Raw genomic sequence first — 16548 nt, forward strand, 5'->3', positions numbered from 1 at the left:
TCGCAGCCCAAAGGCTGCGATCTTGTCTTTCTATAGCGGTTTGACCGCCGCCGGATTGACCATCTTCGCCAACCCGAGGTTCTTCAGCGCCAATTGCAGCGAGCTGTGGATCACCTGCGGGTTGTCGATGGTCATCAGTTCCGCCAGCAGATCCTTGGCCTTGCTCAGGTTGATCTGACGCAGCATCCATTTCACCTTCGGCAGGTTGGTGGCGTTCATCGACAGGCTGTCGAAACCCATCGCCATCAACAGCACCGCTGCCGCCGGGTCACCGGCCATCTCGCCGCAGATGCTCACCGGCTTGCCTTCGGCATGGGCGTCGCGCACTACGGTTTGCAGGGCTTGCAGCACCGCCGGGTGCAGGTAGTCGTAGAGATCGGCCACCCGTGGGTTGTTGCGGTCCACCGCCAGCAGATACTGGGTCAAGTCGTTGGAGCCGACCGACAGGAAGTCCACCATCCGCGCCAGCTCTTTGGTCTGGTAAACCGCCGCAGGAATTTCGATCATCACGCCCACCGGCGGCATCGGCACGTCGGTGCCTTCGTCGCGCACTTCGCCCCAGGCCCGGTGGATCAGGTGCAGCGCCTCTTCGAGCTCGTGGATGCCGGAGATCATCGGCAGCAGGATCCGCAGGTTGTTCAGGCCTTCACTGGCCTTGAGCATCGCGCGGGTCTGCACCAGGAAGATTTCCGGGTGGTCGAGGGTGACGCGGATCCCGCGCCAGCCGAGGAACGGGTTGTCTTCCTTGATCGGGAAGTACGACAGCGACTTGTCACCGCCGATGTCCAGGCTGCGCATGGTCACCGGTTGCGGATGGAACGCGGCAAGCTGCTCGCGGTAGATCGCCAGTTGTTCCTTCTCGCTCGGGAAGCGCTGGTTGATCATGAACGGCACTTCGGTGCGGTACAGACCAACGCCTTCGGCGCCGCGCTTCTGCGCCCGCGCCACATCGGCCAGCAGGCCGGTGTTGACCCACAGCGGCATGCGGTGGCCATCGAGGGTCACGCACGGCAGGTCGCGCAGGGAGTCGAGGCCCAGCGCCAGTTGTTTCTCTTCTTCCACCACCTCGGCGAACTGCTTGATCAGCACTTCGCTCGGGTTGGTGTAGATTTCGCCCTTGAGTCCGTCGACGATCATCGGAATGCCGTCGACCTTGGCGTATGGCAAGTCGACTACACCCATCACCGTCGGGATACCCATGGCCCGGGCCAGGATCGCGACGTGGGAGTTACCCGAACCGAGCACCGATACCAGACCGACCAGCGTGCCTTCCGGCACCTCGCCGAGCATCGCCGGCGTCAGTTCTTCGCTGACCAGAATGGTCTTTTCCGGGTAGACCAGATTCTGCTGACGCTCTTCCTGCAGGTAGGCGAGCAGACGGCGGCCCAGGTCCTTGACGTCCGACGCCCGCTCACGCAGGTATTCGTCGTCCATCAAATCGAAACGGTTGACGTGATCGGTCACGACCTGGCGCAACGCACCTTGGGCCCACTGCCCGGTCTTGATCACGTTGGTGATTTCGCTACCCAGCGAGGCATCGTCGAGCATCATCAGGTAGACGTCGAACAGCGCACGCTCTTCCGGACGCAGCTGGGTCGCCAGCTTGGCCGACAACGCACGCATGTCGGCGCGCACGCCTTCGATGGCGGTCTTGAACAGCGCCAGTTCAGCGTCGATATCGGTGATGGTCTTGTCCGGCACCACGTCCAGATCCGCCGGTGGCAGCATGACCACCGCGGTACCGACCGCCGCACCCGGTGAACCCGGCACGCCGACGAACTTGGCTTCCTGGATGCCTTTGCCCTGACGGCCCAGGCCACGAATCGAGCCGGTGGCCTCGGCGTGGGCGATTACGCCCGCGAGCTGCGCGCTCATGGTCACGAGGAAGGCTTCTTCACCTTCATCGAACTGGCGGCGTTCTTTCTGCTGGATGACCAACACGCCAACGACGCGGCGGTGGTGAATGATCGGCGCCCCGAGGAACGAGGCGTAGCGCTCTTCGCCGGTTTCGGCGAAGTAGCGGTAGCGCGGGTGATCCGCGGCGTTTTCGAGGTTCAGGGGTTCTTCACGCGTGCCGACCAGGCCGACCAGACCTTCGTTGGGTGCCATGCTGACCTTGCCGATCGAGCGCTTGTTCAAGCCCTCGGTGGCCATCAGCACGAAGCGGTTGGTCTCTGGATCAAGCAGGTAGACCGAGCAGACCTGGCTGCCCATGGCCTCTTTGACGCGCAACACAATAATCCCCAACGCCGCCTTGAGATCCTTGGCGGAGTTAACTTCCTGGACGATCTTGCGCAGCGTATTGAGCATGGCTCGGGGTCGAACTCCGTCGTCAGTCGCGCGCTAAAAGGCGCGGGGCAAGCTCTTTGAGAGCGCGGCGATACACTTCGCGCTTGAATGTCACCACCTGGCCCAACGGATACCAATAACTGACCCAGCGCCAGCCATCGAACTCCGGTTTACCGGTCAAATCCATCCGCACCCGCTGCTCGTTGGAGATCAGGCGCAGGAGAAACCATTTCTGTTTCTGGCCGATGCACAGCGGTTGGCTGTGGGTTCGCACCAGACGTTGCGGCAAACGATAGCGCAACCAGCCCCGGGTGCAGGCCAGTATTTCAACATCTTCGCGTTCCAGGCCAACTTCTTCGTTCAGCTCGCGGTACAAGGCGTCTTCCGGCGTCTCCTCGGGATTGATTCCCCCCTGTGGAAACTGCCAGGCATCTTGATTGATACGGCGAGCCCATAGCACCTGGCCGGCGTCATTCGTCAGAATGATCCCGACATTAGGGCGGAAACCATCGGGGTCGATCACGGCAACAACCTCGCAAACGCATGTCGCCGCATTGTTCCACAAAGGTTGTGAAGGCGGCAACGAAGGTTCCGAGCTTATGTGCACTCTTGTGAAAAGACCGTATTCTTGTGGCCTTTTTACTGACTTTTCAGCGGGTAACTGCAATGCGCCTGGCTTTATTCGATTTGGACAACACCCTTCTGGGCGGCGACAGCGATCACGCCTGGGGCGATTATCTGTGCGAACGCGGCTTCCTCGACCCGATTGCCTACAAGACGCGCAACGACGAGTTCTATCAGGATTACCTGGCCGGCAAACTGGATAACGCGGCCTACCTGAACTTCTGCCTGGAAATCCTCGGCCGCACCGAGATGGCCGTGCTTGAGCAGTGGCACAACGATTACATGCGCGACTGCATCGAGCCGATCATGCTGCCGAAGGCGCTCGAGTTGCTGAAAAATCACCGCGATGCCGGTGACAAGCTGGTGATCATCACTGCCACCAACCGCTTCGTCACCGCGCCGATTGCAGTGCGCCTGGGTGTCGAAACCCTGATCGCCACCGAGTGCGAGATGCAGGACGGCCGCTACACCGGGCGCAGCACCGACGTGCCGTGCTTCCGCGAAGGCAAGGTAACGCGCCTGAACCGCTGGCTGGAAGAAACCGGGCATTCGCTGGAAGGCAGCTATTTCTACAGCGACTCGATGAATGACCTGCCGCTGCTGGAGCAGGTGGCGAATCCGGTGGCAGTCGACCCGGATCCGAACCTGCGGGCCGAGGCTGAGAAGCGTGGCTGGCCCGTCATAAGCCTTCGCGGCTGATACCGCCATCGCTGGCAAGGCCAGCTCCCACAAAGAATTTGTGAACGCGTCAGATCAATGTGGGAGCGAGCCTGCTCGCGAACGGGGTCGACGCGGTCCCAAGCCTTAAACCGGCTTCGCCCCCATCAACGCCACAATGGCCAGAAATCCGACGCCGCTGACAATTGCCAGCGCCAGATTGAATTTCCGGTTGCCGACCCCGCTGGTCCATAGCCGATTAAGCCGAACAAGCAGCCAGACCGCGCTGAATGTGGCCACGGCATAGATCACGCTGGACCCCAGAATCCAAAACTGTCCCAACGGCCAGCCGATCAGGTGCACCAACCACCAGCCGGTGAAAGGCATGCTTAGCACGCCGATCAGCATCAGACACCAGACGAACAACCAGGGTCGCTGCATCGTGCTGGCCGGCCCCTCGCTGCGATTACGCCAGGAAACAGCGGCGAGCCCCAGCCCGCTCGCCAGTATCACCACGGTCGCCGCGACGTGAAGGACTTTCAGGGTGGTCAGGGTTTCCATGAATTTCTCTTTCCTTGGGCCATACCCATCAGCGTAGCCGTTCAGCCAAGAAACAGCTGATAGGCCGGGTTGTCGCTTTCGTCCCAGTACGGGTAGCCGATTTCCTCAAGGGCTGCGGGCACCAAATGACGTTCGTCGTGGGGCACTTGCAGACCCGCCACCACGCGGCCGTCCGCCGCACCGTGGTTGCGGTAGTGGAACATCGAGATGTTCCAGCGCCCGCCGAGTTTGTTGAGGAAGTTGAACAGCGCGCCCGGACGCTCCGGGAACTCGAAGCGCAGCACCACTTCATCGACCACGTGCGCCGCACGACCGCCGACCATGTGGCGGATGTGCAGCTTGGCCAGTTCGTTGTCGGTCAGGTCGAGCACCGGGAAACCCTGCTCGGTCAGGCTCGCCAGCAGTGCGCTGCGCGGGTCGTTGTCCGGGTGGGTCTGCACGCCGACGAAGATGTGCGCTTCGCTGCCATTGTTATAGCGGTAGTTGAATTCGGTGATCTGGCGTTTGCCGATGGCCTCGCAGAAGGCCTTGAAGCTGCCGGCCTTCTCCGGGATGGTCACGGCGATGATCGCTTCGCGGCCTTCACCCAGCTCGGCGCGCTCGGCGACATGGCGCAAGCGGTCGAAGTTGACGTTGGCCCCGGAGTCGATGGCCACGAAGGTCTGGCCGCTGACGCCGCGCTGCTCGACGTACTTCTTGATCCCTGCCACGCCCAGGGCGCCAGCCGGTTCGGTGATCGAACGGGTATCGTCGTAGATGTCCTTGATCGCCGCGCAGATTTCATCGGTGCTGACGGTGATCACTTCATCGACGTAATCCTTGCAGATGTCGAAGGTGTGCTGGCCGATCTGCGCCACCGCCACGCCGTCGGCGAAGATGCCCACCGCCGGCAGCACCACGCGCTCGCCCGCGGCCATCGCCGCTTGCAGGCAGTTGGAGTCATCGGGCTCGACGCCGATGACCTTGATGTCCGGGCGCAGGTATTTCACGTACGCCGCGATGCCGGCGATCAGACCGCCGCCGCCTACCGGAACGAAGATCGCATCCAACGGCTGCGGGTGTTGGCGCAGGATTTCCATCGCCACGGTGCCCTGCCCGGCAATGGTGTGCGGATCATCGTACGGGTGGATGTAGACGTAGCCTTTTTCATCGACCAGTTTCAGCGAATACGCCAGCGCTTCCGGGAAGGAGTCGCCGTGCAGCACCACCTTGCCGCCACGGGAGCGCACGCCTTCGACCTTGATTTCCGGGGTGGTCTTGGGCATCACGATGGTCGCTTTCACGCCCAGCACTTTCGCCGCCAGGGCCAGGCCCTGCGCATGGTTGCCCGCCGACGCGGTGACCACGCCGCGAGCGCGCTCTTCGTCGCTCAACTGGGTCAGCTTGTTGTAGGCGCCGCGAATCTTGAACGAGAACACCGGCTGCAAGTCTTCGCGCTTGAGCCAGATGTCGTTGCCCAACCGCTCGGAGAGCTGGCGGGCGTTCTGCAGCGGGGTTTCTACGGCAACGTCATAAACGCGCGAGGTGAGGATCTTCTTGACGTACTGTTCGAGCATCGGAAAGCATCACTGGCGGTTGGGCGGGACCAGCGAGTCTAACCCGGCTTTCGGCCGGACGACCACACGAATGCAGAGGTTTTAGCCCGGCTTGAGGCTATAATGCCGGCCTTTCCGTTCTTACCTTGCCCGCTTCCGGAGCCCGCATGACCCAGGATCAACTCAAACAGGCCGTGGCCCAGGCCGCCGTCGACTTCATCCTTCCGAAACTCGACGACAAGAGCATCGTCGGCGTCGGCACCGGTTCCACCGCCAACTGCTTCATCGACGCCCTGGCCCAGCACAAGGGCGCGTTCGATGGCGCGGTCGCGAGCTCCGAAGCCACCGCCGCGCGCCTCAAGGGCCACGGGATTCCGGTGTACGAGCTGAACACCGTGAGCAACCTGGAGTTCTACGTCGACGGCGCCGATGAAAGCGACGAACACCTGAACCTGATCAAGGGCGGCGGCGCAGCCCTGACCCGCGAGAAGATCGTCGCGGCCGTGGCCCAGACCTTCATCTGCATCGCCGACGCCAGCAAACTGGTGCCGGTGCTGGGTGCGTTCCCGCTGCCGGTGGAAGTGATCCCGATGGCCCGCAGCCATGTGGCCCGCCAACTGGTGAAACTGGGCGGCGACCCGGTCTACCGCGAAGGCGTGCTGACCGACAACGGCAACATCATCCTCGACGTGCACAACCTGCAGATCACCAATCCGGTGGAGCTGGAAGCGCAGATCAACGCGATCGTCGGCGTGGTCACCAACGGCCTGTTCGCGGCGCGTCCGGCGGATCTGCTGTTGCTGGGTACCAGCGAAGGCGTGAAGACCCTCAAAGCTGAATAAACCAGGCTGCCCACATATTTGTGGGCAGATGAAAAACCTGTGGGAGCTAGCTTGCTAGCTCCCACAGTGTTTTGTGGTGTTGGTTAATTCTGCGCAGGCTTCCTGAAGACATAAAACAGGTTCGGCTCGCTCACCAGATACAGCGTCCCGTCGTCATCCATCGCGATACCTTCCGCCTGCGGCACGGTTTTCTTCAGGCCCTGCCGGCCACCGCTCAACGACAGGGTGCTCAACGGGCGCCCGTCCACATCCAGTTCCAGAATCAGCCGTGACTCGTCGGACAGCGCCAGTAAATGGCCGCTGCGCTCGTCGTATTGCAGGCTCGACAGATCGCGCACGAACATCCCGGCATCGCGCTTGGGATTGTTGATCACGTGTACCGCGTAGGATTTTTCAGGATTGAAGTGCGGAAAACCGTGCACTTCATAGATCAGCATCGGATCCCGCTCCTTGGCCACGAACAGGCGCTTGCCCACCGAGTCGTAAGCCAGGCCTTCAAAGCCCTTGTTGCCGCTCATGTGTACACCGAGGGTCATTTGCTCGGCGTCCGCCGCATCGAGGAACGTGGTGTCGTGTTCCAGATGGATCTTGATCAGCCGTTGCTGGCGCTCATCGGTGATCACATAGGTGTCGGCGCTGATGAACTCCACCGCCTCCGGATCACCGAAGCCGATCAAGGCGACCCGACGCAGGATCGCGCCGTCCAGCGACAGCTCGATCAGCTCGGCATTCTTGTTGGTGACCGTGAACAGACTCTTGCGCACCGGATCGTAGGTCAGCGCCGAGACATCGTCGTTCAGCCCGTCGATGACTTTCGCCTCGATCTCTACCCGATATTGGTCCAGCCCGGTGGCCTGGCTGCTCATCGGCTGCCAGAGCGTATGCAGGTTGAACCAGGCACGCTCGAACAGGCGCATGTATTGGCCGATCGCAATCAGCGCGATCAGGGCAATCACCGACAGGATGATGAACAGAGGCTTGGGACGGGCAAGTCGACGCATTCGGGCAGGCTCGGAGTCAAAACAGGCGGATGAAATATCACGCCTGTCTGAACTGAAGCTTAATGGCCACTTGCCTCAGGCCACAACTGCACAGATCTGCAATTGCTGTAGGAGTTGTTACTTCTGCTTTTCGAAGCGGTAGAACAGGTTCGGCTCGCTGACCATGTACAGCGTGCCCGCCTCGTCCATGGTCACGCCTTCGGCGCGGGGAATGGTTTTCTTCAAGCCGTTGAAACCGCCGAGCAGGGTCATGAAGCTGACTTGTTCGCCCTTTTCGTCCAGCTCCAGCAACAGATGCGAATCGGCGGACAACACCAGGGTGTGACCGGTGCGCGGGTCAATCGCCAGGGCCGAAAGGTTGCGCAGGTCCAGTTCGTCGCTGTCGAGTTTCTGCTTGTCGCCCTTGAGCGTCTGGCTGCCGTCGCTTTTCCAGGTGAACAGTGCGGGCGGACGCTCTTCGCCCAGCAGCAGTTGCTGGTTACGGGCGTCCCAGGTGATGGCTTCGAAGGCCTTGTTCTGGTCTTTCGACGGGCCGAGGTCGTATTTCGGGAAGTCGTCGCGCTTCAGTTCGCGGGTCTCGGCATCGACCTTGACGATCGAGAGTATGTGCTCGCGCTCGTCGACAATCGCCATCAAGCCGTTTTCCATCACCGTCAGGCCTTCGGGATTGCTCCAGCCCACCAGCGGCATCTTGCGCAGCACGTCACCCTGCAGGGTCAGCTCGACCAGGAACGGATTCTTGCCCATCACCGAAAACAGGGTTTTGGTCTGCGGGTTATAGGAGAGGTCCGAAGCTTCGTCCTTTTCCATGCCCGGCAGCAGCTTGGCGTCGATCACCACCCGGTAGTCCGGGAGCCAGACGCTTTCCTGCTGCTCGGCCGTGCTTTCGAAACGCTCCAGCACCCACAGCACACCGCGGTCGTCCCAATGCATGGCAAACGCCAGCCCGTACGCAGCGGCGGCTGCCAACAAAAGCCAGGAATACCAACGCAGGGCGAAACGTGAACGGCGGGCGGGTTTGAGCTGAGTTTGAGATGACATCGAAGGACGCGTTCCGAAAATTCAGGCTACGGGTAATAGCACAAAGAGGCCGGCTCAGACGCCAGAATGACCGGAATTATCCGGACAAAATGTGAAAAAAACGGCAAATGGCCGGAATGCCCTGCGTCTTTGCAGGCCGCATCACAAAACGAAAACGGGAGATTGCAGGCTTGAGGGCTGAGCTCAAACCTGCAATCTCCCGCTTGGGAACGCGACGTACGGATCAGCGAACGCTGCTGGTGAAGCGACTGGCGCCCGGCAGCTCCAGCACGATCTCATCGCCAACGTTCAGCGGGCCGACGCCCACCGGCGTGCCGGTCAGGATCACGTCACCGGCCTGCAGCGAGAAGCAGCCGGCCATGTGCTGGATCATCGGCACGATCGGGTTGAGCATTGCGCTGCTGTTGCCATCCTGGCGCACTTCGCCGTTGATGGTCAGGCGAATGCCGATGTCGGTCAGGTCGGCGAAAGTGCTGCCGACCACGAACGGCGCAATCACCGCCGCGCCATCGAACGACTTGGCGATTTCCCACGGCAGGCCCTTGGACTTGAGCTCGGCCTGCTTGTCGCGCAGGGTCAGGTCCAGCGCCGGGGCGAAACCGGAGATCGCGTCCAGCACTTCTTCGCGGCTCGGCTTGGTCGACAGCGGCTTGCCGATCAACACGGCGATTTCCGCCTCGTAATGCACCGAGCCACGCTCGGTCGGAATGCTGAAACCGCCTTCCAGCGGCACCACGCAACTGCCCGGCTTGATGAACAGCAACGGCTCGGTAGGCACCGGGTTGTCCAGTTCCTTGGCGTGTTCGGCGTAGTTACGGCCGATGCACACCACTTTCCCCAGCGGAAAATGAATCCGCGTACCGTCGACATACTGGTGCTGATAGCTCATTACCGACTCCTGCCTTCATTGATTCATCAGGGATTGCCAATCAAACCGCGAAGATCTTGCCCGGGTTCATGATGCCGTTCGGGTCGAACACCGCCTTGACCGCTTTCATGTATTCGATTTCCACCGGCGAGCGGCTGTAGGTCAAGTAGTCGCGCTTGGTCATGCCCACGCCGTGTTCGGCGGAAATCGAACCGTTGTACTTCTCGACGGTTTCGAACACCCACTTGTTGACGGTGGCGCACTTGGCGAAAAACTCGTCTTTGCTCAGGTTGTCCGGCTTGAGGATGTTCAGGTGCAGGTTGCCGTCGCCGATATGGCCGAACCAGACGATTTCGAAATCCGGGTAGTGTTCGCCGACGATCGCGTCGATTTCCCGCAGGAAAGCCGGAACTTTCGAGACCGTGACCGAGATGTCGTTCTTGTACGGCGTCCAGTGGGAGATGGTTTCGGAGATGTACTCGCGCAGCTTCCACAGGTTCTGCAACTGGGTTTCGCTCTGGCTCATCACGCCGTCCAGCACCCAGCCCTGCTCCACGCAATGCTCGAAGGTTTCCAGGGCGGTGTTGGCCACTTCTTCGGTGGTCGCCTCGAATTCCAGCAAGGCATAGAACGGGCAGTCGGTTTCGAACGGCGCCGGAACATCACCACGGCCCATGACCTTGGCCAGGGCCTTGTCGGAGAAAAATTCGAACGCGGTCAGGTCGAGTCGACCCTGAAAGGCGTGCAGCACCGGCATGATCGAATCGAAATCGGCGGTCCCGAGGACCATCGCGGTCAGGTTTTTCGGCGAACGGTCCAGGCGCATGGTGGCCTCGACCACAAAACCGAGAGTGCCTTCGGCGCCGATGAACAGCTGCCGCAGGTCATAACCGGTGGCGTTCTTGATCAGGTCTTTGTTGAGTTCCAGCACATCGCCCTTGCCGGTCACCACTTTCATGCCCGCCACCCAATTGCGGGTCATGCCATAGCGAATGACCTTGATTCCGCCGGCATTGGTGCCGATGTTGCCGCCAATCTGGCTGGAACCGGCCGAAGCGAAGTCCACCGGGTAGTACAAGTCATGTTCTTCGGCGGCGTTCTGCAATTGCTCGGTGACCACGCCCGGCTGACAGACGGCGGTGCGGTCGGTCAGGTTGATATCGAGAATCTGGTTCATGTAGTCGAACGACACGACCACTTCGCCATTGGCGGCCACGGCCGCGGCGGAAAGACCGGTGCGTCCGCCCGACGGCACCAGCGCCACTTTATGCTCGTTGGCCCAGCGGACGACGGCCTGCACCTGCTCGATGGTCTTGGGGAACACAATGGCGCTGGGCGCCGGAGCGAAGTGCTTGGTCCAGTCCTTGCCGTAAGCGTTCAGGGAGTCGGCATCGGTCAGGACTTTGCCAGGCTCGACCAGGGTCTTCAGTTCATCAATCAGGGCAGGATTGGTCATCGACGGAACTCTCGAACAATTCATGGTCATCCTGAGAACGCTTCACGTCGCAGGAATGAGTGTTTAGCGGGGCGGCTATGCTAGCATACCGACCCCGCAGGCCAGTGCCCAACGGCGGTTCTGCGGTGACGGCATTCTTGTCGTCAAGGTCAATGTCTGTTGACCATTTCCTGCCATTTTTCTCCGGGATACAGGTTTACGCAGATGAGCAAGACTTCTCTCGATAAGAGCAAGATCAAGTTCCTTCTTCTCGAAGGCGTCCACCAATCGGCTGTCGACGTCCTCAAGGCGGCGGGCTACACCAGCATCGAATACCTGACAGGCTCCCTGCCGGAAGCCCAGCTCAAGGAAAAGATCGCTGACGCTCACTTCATCGGCATTCGTTCGCGCACCCAGCTGACCGAAGAGATCTTCGATCACGCGAAGAAGCTGGTCGCGGTCGGCTGTTTCTGCATCGGCACCAACCAGGTTGACCTGGAAGCGGCCCGCGAGCGCGGCATCGCCGTGTTCAACGCGCCGTACTCCAACACCCGCTCCGTTGCCGAGCTGGTGCTGGCCGAAGCGATCCTGCTGCTGCGCGGCATCCCTGAGAAAAACGCTTCCTGCCACCGTGGCGGCTGGATCAAGTCCGCAGCCAACTCTTTCGAGATCCGTGGCAAGAAACTGGGCATCGTCGGCTACGGCTCGATCGGTACTCAGCTGTCGGTCCTGGCTGAAGGTCTGGGCATGCAGGTGTTCTTCTACGACACCGTGACCAAGCTGCCACTGGGCAACGCGACCCAGGTCGGCAACCTGCACGAGCTGCTGGGCATGTCCGACATCGTCACCCTGCACGTTCCGGAAACCGCTGCGACCCAGTGGATGATCGGCGAGAAGGAAATCCGCGCCATCAAGAAGGGCGGCATCCTGATCAACGCTGCACGCGGCACCGTGGTCGAGCTGGACCACCTGGCCGCTGCGATCAAGGACAAGCACCTGATCGGCGCTGCCATCGACGTGTTCCCGGTCGAGCCGCGCTCCAACGACGAAGAGTTCGAAAGCCCGCTGCGTGGCCTGGACAACGTGATCCTGACCCCGCACATCGGCGGTTCCACCGCTGAAGCGCAGGCCAACATCGGTCTGGAAGTGGCAGAAAAACTGGTCAAGTACAGCGACAACGGTACTTCGGTATCGTCCGTGAACTTCCCGGAAGTGGCCCTGCCGGCTCACCCTGGCAAGCACCGTCTGCTGCACATCCACGAGAACATCCCGGGTGTGATGAGCGAGATCAACAAGGTCTTCGCCGAAAACGGCATCAACATCTCCGGTCAGTTCCTGCAGACCAACGAGAAGGTCGGCTACGTGGTGATCGACGTCGACGCCGAGTACTCGGAGCTGGCGCAAGAGAAGCTGCAACACGTCAACGGCACCATCCGTAGCCGCGTGCTGTTCTGATCCGACGCTGAGCGACAAAAAAAGGGAGCCTTCGGGCTCCCTTTTTCATGCACGCGAAAACGTCATTCGACGTTGACGGTGATCTTCTTCGACACGATCGGCGGATCGAACGCCATGTGGCCGCTGTCACCCAGCTCCAGTTGCAGGGTGTGCTTGCCCGGCGCGAGCTTGATATCGGCCTGGGTCTGCGCCTTGCCGAAATGCATGTGGTTGGCGTCGGTCGGCACGACGGAGCCGGCCGGAACGATTTCCTTGGCATCGATCAGCAGATGGTGATGACCGGTGTTCTTGGTGACGTCACCGGCCGGTGCCAGCGCGATGTCCTTTACACCGAACTTGACCGTGAAGGTCTGCGGAACCGTGGCTCCGTCCTCGGGAGAAACGATGAACACTTCGGCGCCCTTCGGTGCCGGTGTGGCCGCACTGGCCAGTACCGAAACACCCATCAGCACACCGGCCAACGCTGCACGTGACATAAAGCTTTTCATTTTCTTCTCCAGTTTTTCCGTAAAATCCGCACGGTCATGACAACTTCATGACCATTCGTTGTCGAAGGCACTCGACAACCATAGCAAAGCGAGCCTGGAAAACAGGCCGATATCGATTTCAAAGGAGTGACCATGCGTTTTCTGCCTGGCCTGATCTGCCTGCTTCCCCTTCTGAGCCCTCTGGCTCACGCCGAACTGATTGATGACGTCTACGACCGTGGCGAGTTGCGCATAGCCCTTGAGGCTAATACACCGCCCTTCAATTTCAAGGACGGCGACACGCTCACGGGGTTCGAGGTCGAGCTTGGGCAACTGCTGGCCAACGAACTGGATGTGCGCGCCGACTTCATCGTCACTGACGAAGCCGATCTGCTCCAGGGCGTTGAAAGCGGCAAGTACGACGTCGCGCTCAACCACATAGCACTGACCCCGGAACTCAAGGATCGTTTCGACGTGAGCGAGCCTTACACGCAGGTCAATGCGCAGTTGTTGGCGAAAAAGGACGAGCAACCTCGGCCGATGGTGCTGGTGCAGACGCTGACCGAGGAGAAACCGAAGGTTGGGCCGCCGGTAGATCTGGCGATTCCGTTTCAGAAGGGTAACCCGGCGTTTCACGCGAGCCTGGAGAATGCCTTGCAGCGGATCAGGGCGGATGGGCGGCTGGAGGCGTTGTCGAAGAAGTGGTTGAGTGTGCAGGCTACGGAAAACTGAAGTGAGCGTGACTAGTCAAGCAAGTTGAGGGCCTGTGCGGCTTGCGGCAGTTCGAGTTCGCTGAAAACCTGTACGCCATGGCGCTTCAGCAACGCGGCGGTAACCCCCTCGCCACTCACCTTCACCCCACTGAACGTCCCGTCATAGGTCAACAGATTCCCGCACGAAGGACTGTTGGCCTTGAGCACCGCCACCCGAATCCCGTGCTTTTGCACCAGCGCCAGCGCCTGCTGCGCGCCGTCGAGAAACTGCGCACTGACATCTTCGCCCTCGGTGGTGATCACCGAGGCGAGTCCGTCCAGCACTTCGCTGCCCTGCCCGCCCGGAATCTCCGCCGCTGCCCGTGGCGTCGGCAAACCACCGGCGACTTCCGGGCACAGCGGCACTACCCGGCCTTCGCTGATCCACTGCTCCAGCAGATCGAACGGCCCGCTGGCACCACCGTCGTAACGCACGCGATGGCCCAGCAGGCAGCGACTGACCAGAATCCTGTGCATCTCAGAACGGCTCGTTGCCACGGCGGCGGAACCAGCCTGTCAGCGACAGCCGCTCGCGGCTGGCTGGCAACACTTCATGAGGGACTTCGCCGGAGAGAAACACCACCAGACAACCGCCCGTAGGCTGCACGTCATGAACGCGGTCATTCTCCAGGTACATGCGCAGTTGCCCGCCATCCTCCGGCAACCAGCCGTCATTGAGGTAGATCACCGCCGAGACCATGCGCCGGTCATCGTCGCGGAAACGGTCGACATGCTTGCGGTAGAACGCACCCGGCGGGTACAGGGCGAAGTGGCACTCGAAGTCTTCCAGCCCGAGGAACAGGCCCCGGTTGAGCGCCTCGCGCAAGCTGTCCATCAGGTTCAGGTAGCGGTCGCTGGCTTCGGCCTGACCGGGGTCGATCCATTGGATATGGTCGCCACGAATCCCCTCACGGATCTCCGAAAACGGGCCACGTCCGACCCCCGCCGGCGCCAGTTCACCTTCGGCGTCACGTTTGCGGCACTCGGCCGCCAGTGCGCGGGTCAAATCCGCAGGCAGGAAAATGTTCTGCTGCGACCAGCCGCGCTCGGCCAGGTCGTCGACGATACGTAACAGCAGCGGGTGATCAGAGGATATTTGCATGGCGCGCATAGTATGCCTGCGGCAAGAAATCCGACAGAGCCACGCGGCGGCTTGACACGAATTCTCGACAAGTACTGGCACCGCACGGAGAATAGTCGGCTGCCGACAGGAGTCCTTATGCGCCGTTTGCTTTTTTCACTGTTGATGTTCTGCGTTTTGCCCGCCTGGGCGGACGGCCACGACCAGTTGTACAAGGTCGCCGGCTGGCCAGAACAACGCGCGCATTTCAACGACGCCCTGAGTGCAGCGCAGCAGCGTTACCAGAACAGCCTGCCGCCGGCGGTGTTTCAGGCGCTGGTGAACAACAGCAACCAGCGCTTCGCCCCCCAGGCTGTTGATCAACGCGCCGAAGCACAACTGCGCAAGAACCTCGCCGATCCGAAACCGGCCCTGTCGTTCTTTCAGTCTCCGTTGGGCAAGAAGATCGTCGCCGCCGAACTGCTGGCCACCCGCCGCGATCAACTGGCAAAAAACGCCAAGGGCCTGCCGAAGATGCCGGCCAGCGACAGTCGCCTGCTGATCATTGGCCACCTCGCCCAGGCCCTGCCCGCCCGTGAAGCCGGTGCCGAAGTCAGCCTGGCGATTGCCGGCGTGGCGGCGGACAGCTTGAGTTCGATGATCCCCGGCCTGCTCGGCGGCGGTCAGGCCCAGGGCATGTTGAACGGTCAACGCCAGCGCCTGATGGATCAGATCGGCGCCGACCTGAACAACACGCTGCTGTATGTCTATCGCGACCTGTCGGATGAAGAACTGGAAGAGTTCGCGACCTTTGCCGAATCCACCGAAGGCAAGGCCTACTATCAGGCCGCACTGGCAGCAATCCGCGCCGGGCTGGCCGTCGGTCAGAGCACCTCGAACCTCAGCCAGTGATCTAGGGGTTGCGGCCCTTGATCCGCTTGCTCAAGAACTCGAAATACTCCTCGCGCATTTCCGCCGTCTCGTTGGCCAGGTGATGCCGTGCCTCGGCCAGCAACAGAATCTGCGGCCGGTCGAACTTCCACTTCATCACTTGCAGGTTGTGCTGCCAGTCCACGGTCATGTCCGCCTGGCCCTGAACGATCAGCGGCCGGCGCGGACTTTTCTTCGCGTATTCAACCCGGTTGATCCAGCGTGACAACGCCCCGACCCATGCGGTCGGCAAGCGTTTTGGCTGCAACGGATCGGCCTGCAGGAACGGCAGGAAATCCGGGTCGTTGGAGTTCTCGCTGAAACGTCGGGCGATGCCCCTGACAAAGGGCCGCAGCAGGTAATAACTGAACTGCGACCAACCCCAGGCACGCGGACGCACCAACGGCGCCAGCAGAATCAGCTGCCCCTGCGCCGGGCTGTTTTCACCATGATTGAGCACGTGATCGACAATGATCGCCCCGCCAGTGCTTTGCCCGCACAGGTGCCACGGCTGCGGCAGCGCAATCGAGCGCGCCTCGGCGAACAGGCCTTGCAGCGCATCCTGATACTCGGAGAAGTCGCGGATGCTCGCCCGCTCGCCACTGGACAGACCATGCCCCGGCAGATCGCAGGCAATCACCGCAAAGCCCTGATCCAGCGCCCACTCGATCACATGCCGGTAAAGACCAGTGTGATCATAAAAACCGTGCACCAGAAACAGCGTGGCCTTGGCCGTTTCCGCCGGCCACCAGCAATGGCTGACCAGTTGATAGCCATTGATGTCGAACCGGCCCATGCCGCGCCACACATCGCGTTCCGGAAAGTCGGTCTTGTAGAACCGCTGATACGCCTTCGCCTCCTCGGACAACGGCTGCCACTCGGCCAGAGGCTTGAGGCTCGCACGCAGGTGATCGGGATCGAAGGCAACAGACATGGGCAATTCCAGAACGGTAAACGGACTTTATCGGCCTGCGATATTCATCTGTCGCGGCAAGCATGGCAAGCTAGCGCGCTCTCAAGGAATCAAAACC

17 protein-coding genes are annotated in these 16548 nt (G+C 61.1%); 5 read left to right on the top strand and 12 right to left on the bottom strand.

Annotated elements, in window-relative coordinates:
* Positions 1-30: 30 nt before the first annotated feature.
* Positions 31-2310, bottom strand: a complete 2280-nt coding sequence (ptsP, locus tag AC0R79_RS28915) for a phosphoenolpyruvate--protein phosphotransferase (protein ID WP_007953470.1) — start codon at positions 2308-2310, stop codon at positions 31-33.
* 22 nt (positions 2311-2332) lie between these two features.
* Positions 2333-2812: an RNA pyrophosphohydrolase gene (locus tag AC0R79_RS28920; RefSeq protein ID WP_003229203.1), complete on the bottom strand. Its 480-nt coding sequence runs from the start codon at positions 2810-2812 to the stop codon at positions 2333-2335.
* A gap of 143 nt (positions 2813-2955) precedes the next feature.
* On the opposite strand from AC0R79_RS28920, the gene AC0R79_RS28925 reads away from it, so the two are divergent.
* Entirely contained in the window at positions 2956-3612 is a 657-nt protein-coding gene (locus AC0R79_RS28925; protein ID WP_474732603.1) for a histidinol-phosphatase, read from the top strand.
* A gap of 105 nt (positions 3613-3717) precedes the next feature.
* Here the strand turns inward: AC0R79_RS28925 and AC0R79_RS28930 are convergent, their stop codons facing one another.
* Positions 3718-4131, bottom strand: coding sequence for a DUF2269 family protein (locus AC0R79_RS28930; RefSeq protein ID WP_474732604.1), 414 nt, complete (start codon positions 4129-4131; stop codon positions 3718-3720).
* Positions 4132-4172: 41 nt separating this feature from the next.
* Entirely contained in the window at positions 4173-5687 is a 1515-nt protein-coding gene (ilvA, locus tag AC0R79_RS28935; protein ID WP_085605949.1) for a threonine ammonia-lyase, biosynthetic, read from the bottom strand.
* A 146-nt stretch (positions 5688-5833) separates the two neighbouring features.
* Here ilvA and rpiA point away from each other — a divergent pair, with 146 nt between their 5' ends.
* On the top strand, positions 5834-6508 hold the full coding sequence (gene rpiA / locus AC0R79_RS28940; RefSeq protein ID WP_007953476.1) for a ribose-5-phosphate isomerase RpiA: 675 nt from the start codon (positions 5834-5836) through the stop codon (positions 6506-6508).
* Between the two features lie 83 nt (positions 6509-6591).
* On the opposite strand, the gene AC0R79_RS28945 is transcribed toward rpiA, so the two are convergent.
* From AC0R79_RS28945 to AC0R79_RS28960, 4 genes are all read right to left on the bottom strand, one after another.
* A complete protein-coding gene (locus AC0R79_RS28945; protein WP_474732605.1) occupies positions 6592-7509 on the bottom strand; it encodes an SdiA-regulated domain-containing protein in 918 nt (305 codons plus the stop codon).
* Between the two features lie 117 nt (positions 7510-7626).
* The gene (locus tag AC0R79_RS28950) at positions 7627-8550 is read right to left on the bottom strand and encodes an SdiA-regulated domain-containing protein (RefSeq protein ID WP_474732606.1); all 924 of its coding nucleotides are present in this window, start codon (positions 8548-8550) and stop codon (positions 7627-7629) included.
* A gap of 223 nt (positions 8551-8773) precedes the next feature.
* A complete protein-coding gene (locus AC0R79_RS28955) occupies positions 8774-9439 on the bottom strand; it encodes a fumarylacetoacetate hydrolase family protein (RefSeq protein ID WP_007953483.1) in 666 nt (221 codons plus the stop codon).
* A gap of 40 nt (positions 9440-9479) precedes the next feature.
* A complete protein-coding gene (locus tag AC0R79_RS28960) occupies positions 9480-10874 on the bottom strand; it encodes an FAD-binding oxidoreductase (RefSeq protein ID WP_127800490.1) in 1395 nt (464 codons plus the stop codon).
* A gap of 204 nt (positions 10875-11078) precedes the next feature.
* Between AC0R79_RS28960 and serA the strand changes: the two genes are divergently transcribed.
* Positions 11079-12308 carry a phosphoglycerate dehydrogenase gene (gene serA, locus AC0R79_RS28965; protein ID WP_007953487.1) on the top strand — a complete coding sequence of 410 codons (1230 nt, stop codon included), beginning with the start codon at positions 11079-11081 and terminating at the stop codon, positions 12306-12308.
* Positions 12309-12370: 62 nt separating this feature from the next.
* Here the strand turns inward: serA and AC0R79_RS28970 are convergent, their stop codons facing one another.
* Complete coding sequence (locus AC0R79_RS28970; protein ID WP_007953489.1) at positions 12371-12796, bottom strand: DUF4399 domain-containing protein; 426 nt, start codon at positions 12794-12796, stop codon at positions 12371-12373.
* 132 nt (positions 12797-12928) lie between these two features.
* Here AC0R79_RS28970 and AC0R79_RS28975 point away from each other — a divergent pair, with 132 nt between their 5' ends.
* Positions 12929-13507, top strand: coding sequence for a transporter substrate-binding domain-containing protein (locus AC0R79_RS28975; RefSeq protein WP_085647003.1), 579 nt, complete (start codon positions 12929-12931; stop codon positions 13505-13507).
* 11 nt (positions 13508-13518) lie between these two features.
* Here the strand turns inward: AC0R79_RS28975 and AC0R79_RS28980 are convergent, their stop codons facing one another.
* Together AC0R79_RS28980 and AC0R79_RS28985 are read right to left on the bottom strand one after the other, a co-directional pair.
* Positions 13519-14004, bottom strand: a complete 486-nt coding sequence (locus AC0R79_RS28980; RefSeq protein WP_474732607.1) for a 2-thiouracil desulfurase family protein — start codon at positions 14002-14004, stop codon at positions 13519-13521.
* Between the two features lies 1 nt (position 14005).
* The gene (locus tag AC0R79_RS28985) at positions 14006-14638 is read right to left on the bottom strand and encodes a 2OG-Fe(II) oxygenase (RefSeq protein WP_007953495.1); all 633 of its coding nucleotides are present in this window, start codon (positions 14636-14638) and stop codon (positions 14006-14008) included.
* A 108-nt stretch (positions 14639-14746) separates the two neighbouring features.
* Here AC0R79_RS28985 and AC0R79_RS28990 point away from each other — a divergent pair, with 108 nt between their 5' ends.
* The gene (locus AC0R79_RS28990) at positions 14747-15499 is read left to right on the top strand and encodes a DUF2059 domain-containing protein (RefSeq protein ID WP_039765403.1); all 753 of its coding nucleotides are present in this window, start codon (positions 14747-14749) and stop codon (positions 15497-15499) included.
* Position 15500: 1 nt separating this feature from the next.
* On the opposite strand, the gene bipL is transcribed toward AC0R79_RS28990, so the two are convergent.
* A complete protein-coding gene (bipL, locus tag AC0R79_RS28995) occupies positions 15501-16451 on the bottom strand; it encodes a phospholipase BipL (protein WP_179693353.1) in 951 nt (316 codons plus the stop codon).
* Positions 16452-16548 lie beyond the last annotated feature (97 nt).

The organism is Pseudomonas sp. HD57-3, assembly GCF_056113135.1.

Bases quoted from the DNA above. Each gene is read 5' to 3' on its own strand.
- bipL (WP_179693353.1), bottom strand. From the start codon at position 16,451: ATGTCTGTTGCCTTCGATCCCGATCACCTGCGTGCGAGCCTCAAGCCT.
- AC0R79_RS28950 (WP_474732606.1), bottom strand. From the start codon at position 8,550: ATGTCATCTCAAACTCAGCTCAAACCCGCCCGCCGTTCACGTTTCGCC.
- AC0R79_RS28980 (WP_474732607.1), bottom strand. From the start codon at position 14,004: ATGCACAGGATTCTGGTCAGTCGCTGCCTGCTGGGCCATCGCGTGCGT.
- ptsP (WP_007953470.1), bottom strand. From the start codon at position 2,310: ATGCTCAATACGCTGCGCAAGATCGTCCAGGAAGTTAACTCCGCCAAG.
- AC0R79_RS28975 (WP_085647003.1), top strand. From the start codon at position 12,929: ATGCGTTTTCTGCCTGGCCTGATCTGCCTGCTTCCCCTTCTGAGCCCT.
- AC0R79_RS28945 (WP_474732605.1), bottom strand. From the start codon at position 7,509: ATGCGTCGACTTGCCCGTCCCAAGCCTCTGTTCATCATCCTGTCGGTG.
- AC0R79_RS28930 (WP_474732604.1), bottom strand. From the start codon at position 4,131: ATGGAAACCCTGACCACCCTGAAAGTCCTTCACGTCGCGGCGACCGTG.
- serA (WP_007953487.1), top strand. From the start codon at position 11,079: ATGAGCAAGACTTCTCTCGATAAGAGCAAGATCAAGTTCCTTCTTCTC.
- rpiA (WP_007953476.1), top strand. From the start codon at position 5,834: ATGACCCAGGATCAACTCAAACAGGCCGTGGCCCAGGCCGCCGTCGAC.
- AC0R79_RS28990 (WP_039765403.1), top strand. From the start codon at position 14,747: ATGCGCCGTTTGCTTTTTTCACTGTTGATGTTCTGCGTTTTGCCCGCC.
- AC0R79_RS28955 (WP_007953483.1), bottom strand. From the start codon at position 9,439: ATGAGCTATCAGCACCAGTATGTCGACGGTACGCGGATTCATTTTCCG.
- AC0R79_RS28970 (WP_007953489.1), bottom strand. From the start codon at position 12,796: ATGAAAAGCTTTATGTCACGTGCAGCGTTGGCCGGTGTGCTGATGGGT.
- AC0R79_RS28985 (WP_007953495.1), bottom strand. From the start codon at position 14,638: ATGCGCGCCATGCAAATATCCTCTGATCACCCGCTGCTGTTACGTATC.
- ilvA (WP_085605949.1), bottom strand. From the start codon at position 5,687: ATGCTCGAACAGTACGTCAAGAAGATCCTCACCTCGCGCGTTTATGAC.
- AC0R79_RS28960 (WP_127800490.1), bottom strand. From the start codon at position 10,874: ATGACCAATCCTGCCCTGATTGATGAACTGAAGACCCTGGTCGAGCCT.
- AC0R79_RS28925 (WP_474732603.1), top strand. From the start codon at position 2,956: ATGCGCCTGGCTTTATTCGATTTGGACAACACCCTTCTGGGCGGCGAC.